Here is a 6,214-nt window from a genome sequence, read left to right as displayed (position 1 = left end):
ACCGGACAACACCACTTATCCTGCCGGAGAACTGGTGCCCTTAGAAGCTAACGGGGGCAGGCCATGAGGGCGAAGGTGTCGGTAGCCTCGATCTTTCGATACGACTGCACGACGACGTCACCCTGCGGGGAGGTCTCTCGCAGTGCGGTTCTGTGGTGCAGGGCCCTGCGGCGTGCGCGGGGTGGTGTTTCGTCCAGCCGCTGACCGAAGATCTCCAGCCACTGGCGGAGATCGGCCACGGAGCTCGGCCCGGCACCCATCGCCAGGAGAGACTCGTCATCACGCTGTGAGAATTCGGTGTGGCAGCGGTGCGGCTGCAGGGTGTCCTCGACCATGGACTCCAGGTCTGAGCTGGCGGCGCTGAGCTGAGTGTCGGCATCGTGGATCGCTCCCGTCGGGGAGTACAGGTATGCCGAGCGGAGCTGCTCCAGGTGGCTGGCGGCGTCGGTCCACCCGCTGGGCGCCTCGGTGAGCCACCCGATCTCCCCGGGGCCGGTGGGACGTGCCTGGCCGGAACCCGTTGGGCCCGCAGCTGCGGGAAGAACGAGCCGGGTGATGGCCCGGTCTCGTAGGGCGCCCAGCAAGAGATACGGATCATGGGGAAGAAAGACCTCGCGGCGGGGTGGCCAGACATCAAGGGGTGAATGGTCGCCGAATCTGCCGCCCACGTGGAAGACGAACAGTGGAGGGTACTGGTCCCGGCGGCGTACGGGCAGCACCTCGTAGAAGAGTGCGCAGGCCAGCTGCATCAGGAGGCTTGCGCCGGCGGCACCCATCGGCTCCCTCACCACGATGCCCAGGCGGTCCTGGGCAGACCACTCCGGCAGTAGCGCTGGCGCTGGGCATGGGTGCCCGTGCTGGGCTGCGGAGAACAGCTCGGTTCTGCAGAGCACGGACACGTGCATGAGGGCCTCCGGTGAGGAACGTGCGGACGCGGGATCGAGGGAGAAAGTGAGTGCAAACGGGTATATCCCAGTGATAAACAGCGTCTTCCCACAGTAAACAGCGAAGGGTTTCCGCTGCGTAACGTCTGGGCAAGGACTGAGTAAAGGAATCTGCACAATCACCGCCGACGCGAGCACCTGCTGCCAGGGCCGCTCAGCGGCCCCACGTATGCTTAGGGGGCTATGCCGCAGACTTCTTCCCCGAGCAGCCCCGAGCCCGCTGCCCCCGCCCTGGACACTGAAACCCGCGCTCCCGAGGATCGCCGTACCTCCTTGCCCGGCAATGTGATCCGCGGTGCCCTGATCGGCATCGTGGAGACCGTGCCGGGGGTCTCAGGAGGGACTGTCGCGCTGGTGGTGGGAATCTACCGTCAGCTCATCAGCTCGGCCTCCTCCGTGGTCTCGGCCGTCCGCGCCCTGCTCACTGGCACCTACCTGGTCGACGGAGTGCAGTCCACGGGCCGAGCCGCCGGCTTCAAGCATTACGTGGGCCAGGTGCACTGGCGCATCATCGTGCCCGTCATGATCGGCATGCTGGTGGGCCTGTTCACCGCGGTGCAGTTCGTGGGCGGCTGGATCGAGGATCACCCCGAGCTGACGCGAGCCGCCTTCTTCGGCATGGTCCTGGCCTCCATCGCGGTGCCGGTACGGATGGCCGGACGTGTGGCGGCAGGGCACGTCATCGCGGGCCTGGCCGCTGCGGCGGTCACCTTCTGGCTGGTCTCCCTGCCGCCGAACCATGTGGAGCCCCACTGGTGGATCGTGCTGCCTGCCGCCGCCGTCGCCGTCTCTGCGCTCCTGCTGCCCGGACTCTCAGGGTCTTTCCTCCTGCTGACATTTGGGCTTTACGAGCCCACGATCGACGCCGCCCGAACCCTGGACCTCGGATACCTGGGCATCTTCGCCGTCGGTATGGTGATCGGCCTCGTCGTCATCGTCAAGGGCCTGAAATGGTTGCTGGACCACTACCACCAGATCACTCTGGTGGTGCTCTCCGGAGTGATGCTCGGAGCCCTGCGGACCCTGTGGCCCTGGCAGACCGAGGATCGAGATCTGCAGGCCCCGGGGGATGACGTGGGCCTGATCCTCGCAGTCGGCGCCGCCGGATTCGTGGTCGTCGCGATCCTTGTGGTCATCGACGCGCGCCTGGCGGCACGCAGCGCCAGGCGAACCGTTTGATTCATCGCCTCTGCCCCTGAAACGCCTCTCGAATGTGCTTGAATAGGCGTCAACGGGACAGGGGGTAGTCGCGGTGACACTGCTGGCAGAGACGCCACGGGGACAGACTGGAGGCGCCAGTCGGGCTACGCGTGTCGCGACGGGCGCCGCTCTGTTCAGCGCCCTGGTCCTCAGCGCCTGCGGTCAGGACCAGCCGCGTGAACCGGATCTCCCCGCTGACGCTGACGCTGCCGCGGAGATGCCCCAGCCGCCTCCGCCGCGCACCGGAGAGCCGCTATTCGTCGACGCGGCAGTGGCCCAGAGCCTGTGCGGACTGCTCGATCAGGACGAAGCCGCCGAGCCTCTGGAAGCCGTGACCGGTCTGCCCATGCTGCACCAGATCAGCACCGGCTTCGGGGTCGAGCATCACCTGATCTTCGACCACTGCATCATGACCATGGCAGATGAGCACATGACCACCGAGATGATCCACCTCTCCTGGTCCGTGGACACCGTCGATGCGCAGGGCTGGGAGGACTTCCTCTCCCGTGCGGAGGAGGCGGCGGAAGACCGGCCGGAGGAGATCTCCCCGAACGTCGACGCCGTGCGCATCGGGGACAGCGCCCACCTGTACTCCGGCGAACGCATCCTGACCGTACGCGGTGGTGCCCAGAACTCCGCGGCCGCGGCGGACGAGGGTTTCCTGAATCTGGTGGGCGAGGCCGCCGCGGACCTGCCGGCCCCCGAGCCGATCCGCACCACGCCAGCCTGCGCCCAGCACGACGACGCCGTGGAGGCGCTGTTGGGCGGGCCGATCCAGGCCGCACGCTCTGACCCCTCCAGCTTCCCCAGCTGCGCATGGCGCACGGATAGCGCCGTGCTCACCGCCACCGTCAACGCGATTCCGGAACCGGAGCAGGCGATGCAGATGTGGGAGGAAGACGCTGAAGAGGTAGACGGTCCAGGCCAGATCACGCTCTGGCTCGAGGACCAAAGCCTGATCACCTTGCTGGAGAACCAGACACTGATCAGCGTGACGGCCCTGCCCTCGAGTGAGTATGAGGCCGAAGAGCTCAGCACCTTTATGGCGGATTTCGCGCCCCACTACGACCGTGAGGAGCCGCTCTTTCGCATGCTGCGGGATGCCCCCGGGACTCTATCGCCTGACGGTGAGCCCACCCCAGAGTGAGGCCACCCGCCGTGACACCGCCGAATCGTGAGACCAGCCGCCGCCTCGTCCCCGAAGCCAAGGACCATCATGAGCCCAGCACTTGATCGCCGCACCTTCCTTCTCTCCGCAGGCGCATTAACCCTGGTCGGCTGCCAGTCCTCTCCCGCTGAACCTGAACCAGCCCCCACCGAGACCGGCTCATCATCGCCTGCGGCCGCGGACCAGGGACCCCTGGTCATCGAGCGCGAGGGCGGCGTCATCGCCACGGAGCAGGATGCCCAGCAGCTTATGGACAGCCTCACCACCACGCTGGCCTCCGGGGATGCAGACGGACTCATCGCCGCGCTCGCGCTCAAGGATGAGCAGGAGGTGGAGCTGTGGCGTCGTCGTGCCGAGCTCTACTCCTCCGAGGAGATCTTCGAGGGGCGGTTCTTCGTGGGCTCCCCGCCGCAGGATGCCACCCGCCAGACGGAGGGCGAGGTGCTGGAGTTTCCTGCCGGCTTGGTGTTCAGCCACCAGATCAAGGGATGCGATGCCCGGGACGTGGTGGAGGAGATGCAGGCGGTCTACCGGAAGGAGGGGGAGGACGGGCAGCTGGAGATCGTCGAACTCCAGGCCCCGCAGAACTCATTCCGCCCGGCCCCGTGGGACGCTCTGGACATGGAGTTCCTGGTGAGCGATCACGCCGTCATCGCCTTCCGCCAGGAGGAACGCAGCACCGCGGAGTCCTGGCAGGCGAGTATTGACAGGGGCGTCGCACGTGCCATGGAGCTGCTGCCGGTGCCCGCGGGTCAGGAGAAGCTTCTGGTCACCCTGCTCTGGTCCGGAGCACACGAGCAGGTATGGACCGCATCGGAGGAGACCACCGAGGTCTGGGGTCGGGCCTGGCGGCACTTCTACCTGGACCCCTGGAGCCTGGCCAGCGGGCAGGAGGTGGAGCTTGATGACGACGACGCCCCGGCCGGCACCGCGCGCACTGGCCTCTATGCCGACTTCATTCGGGGACTGGACCAGGTAGAGCGCCTCAGTGCGCATGAAGCCGCTCATGCGCTGGCCAACCAATGGGGAACCCGCTCCACCCAGTGGGAGTCCGAAGGATTCGCCACATGGTGCGAGCATCGTCTCGGCTACAGAGACCTACGCGCCACCGCCGGCGGAACCGCGGCAGGCTTTTCGGACTTCGCCCAGCGGACCATCGACGGAGAAGCGTCGTTCTTCGACGGCCCGGATGCGGGTCTGGATTACGACGCGGCGGGAATGGTCTTCCTGACCGTGGACGAGGAGGAAGGGCTGGAGGGTGTCCTCGAACAAGCCCGCCGCAGCTATCAGCACCTACGGCGGGAAGAAGAGGTCCAGGAGCTCTTCGATCGCACACTGAGAAGGATTGAAGGCGCATGAGTCGATTCAGGAGCACCAGCATCCCACTGGCCGGTCTTGCCGTGCTGAGTCTGCTCGCCTGCGGGCAGGGGACCGAGCCGCAGGCGACGCCGGACCCAGAGCCGGAGTCGCCCGCCGGGGAAGCTCCCGAGTGGACTTTCCCCATGCCCCAGGAGCGCCCCCGGCTGTGGGATGCCGCTGACGCCGAGACGATGAACACCTCCATCGTCATCGCGCCCACCGATGACCTGGAGAATCAGCTGGTCGGTTCGACCGCCGGAGCTGATGACCTCTTCGCCGGAGCGGGTGCGCTGCCGGTGGGCGGGCTCATGATCCTCTGGTCCTTCGACACTCTCACCGCCGTGGACCTGGTCGCCGGGGAACAACGGTGGACCAGCGACCTCGACATGGATCTGGGAGGGGTGTGCCAGGCGGTAGCCGTTCCGGAGGAGAGTCCCACTCATCTCTATGTGTCCTATACCAGCAGCCTCTATGAGCGGTGCACGGGGTTCGCCTCGGTGGACCTGAGCGACGGTGCGGCCGAGGTGCTCCAGGAGCCGGCTGATGCATCATCAGCCGATTCCTGGGAGGACCTCTCCGAGGAGGAGACGTCCCTGCCCTACGAGCCGGCGATGGGCGGAAGCCTGATGGTGCAGGACGAGGCGGTCCTGTACCTGGGCAGGGAAGGCCGCATCCACCGAATGGAGGAGGACGGTTCGGTACCGGTGGGTGAGCAGCTCAGAGGAGCCAGCGAGGTGCTTGGACTCTTTGAATCCGATGTGACCTGGGGATACGCCGAAGGGTACGGCATGGTGGTGGCCGGTAGTTTCTTCGACGGGTGCGAGGTGATCGGCACAGACCCCGAGGGTGACGCCAGCTGGCACCTGGACACCGAGGACATCTTCGGTGAGCACATGCCTGAGGACCTGACCATGTGTGATGTGCGGATGCATCCCCACGGTCACCACGTGCTGGCCGAACCCACCGGGCCTGAGGGCACCAGCCAGCTGATCATCACCCTGGATCCTGCCACCGGGGAGGTGCTCAGCCGGGCCGTGACCACCAAGCACCTCCCGGTGCAGTCCCTCGAGGAGACGCGGGTGGACATCTATTCCTTCCATCGCGCTACCTGGATCGAGGGAGATCTGGTGGTCTCAGATTTCGACGAGGTGGTCCGGCTCAACCCCGAGACCGGAGAGCGGGTGTGGACCTCCAGCGTGGGACGCGAAGTGGTGCTGCACGAGGGGCACGCTGACGGTCCCAGCCGCCTGGTGCTGCCGGTGGGCACAGACTCGACCGGACGCTATGTGTTCACGCAGGTGGGCGACGAGCGGAGCGTGGAGGACTTCATTCTGCTCGACGGCGAGGACGGAAGTCCCGTGGCTCGCTGGCGTGCTCCCGAAGAGTATGCCGCTGGGCTGATGCCCGTCATCGAGGCGCGGCCGTGGGACGGCGGGATGATCATGCTGCCCGGTTATGCCGTACCCCTTCCGGGTGAGGACGACTACGAGACGGTCGAGATCGAGACTGCCGACATCGTCGTGCTCACCTGGCCCTGACCAGC

At 66.5% G+C, this 6,214-nt stretch carries 5 protein-coding genes; 4 read left to right on the top strand and 1 reads right to left on the bottom strand.

Annotation, left to right across the window (positions count from 1 at the left end):
- Positions 1–47: 47 nt before the first annotated feature.
- Entirely contained in the window at positions 48–905 is an 858-nt protein-coding gene (locus tag RH857_RS02610) for a hypothetical protein (protein WP_310536419.1), read from the bottom strand.
- 222 nt (positions 906–1,127) lie between these two features.
- Between RH857_RS02610 and RH857_RS02605 the strand changes: the two genes are divergently transcribed.
- From RH857_RS02605 to RH857_RS02590, 4 genes are all read left to right on the top strand, one after another.
- On the top strand, positions 1,128–2,123 hold the full coding sequence (locus RH857_RS02605) for a DUF368 domain-containing protein (RefSeq protein WP_310536418.1): 996 nt from the start codon (positions 1,128–1,130) through the stop codon (positions 2,121–2,123).
- Positions 2,124–2,196: 73 nt separating this feature from the next.
- Positions 2,197–3,291 carry a hypothetical protein gene (locus RH857_RS02600; protein WP_310536417.1) on the top strand — a complete coding sequence of 365 codons (1,095 nt, stop codon included), beginning with the start codon at positions 2,197–2,199 and terminating at the stop codon, positions 3,289–3,291.
- Positions 3,292–3,360: 69 nt separating this feature from the next.
- A complete protein-coding gene (locus RH857_RS02595) occupies positions 3,361–4,671 on the top strand; it encodes a hypothetical protein (RefSeq protein ID WP_310536416.1) in 1,311 nt (436 codons plus the stop codon).
- Entirely contained in the window at positions 4,668–6,209 is a 1,542-nt protein-coding gene (locus RH857_RS02590) for an outer membrane protein assembly factor BamB family protein (RefSeq protein ID WP_310536415.1), read from the top strand. The genes RH857_RS02595 and RH857_RS02590 overlap by 4 nt, the downstream gene beginning before the upstream one ends.
- Positions 6,210–6,214 lie beyond the last annotated feature (5 nt).

It is taken from the genome of Nesterenkonia flava (assembly GCF_031432335.1).
Classification (GTDB): domain Bacteria; phylum Actinomycetota; class Actinomycetes; order Actinomycetales; family Micrococcaceae; genus Nesterenkonia; species Nesterenkonia flava.
The sequence above is the reverse complement of the archived record's forward strand: the minus strand, read 5'-3'. Positions and strand labels throughout refer to the sequence as shown.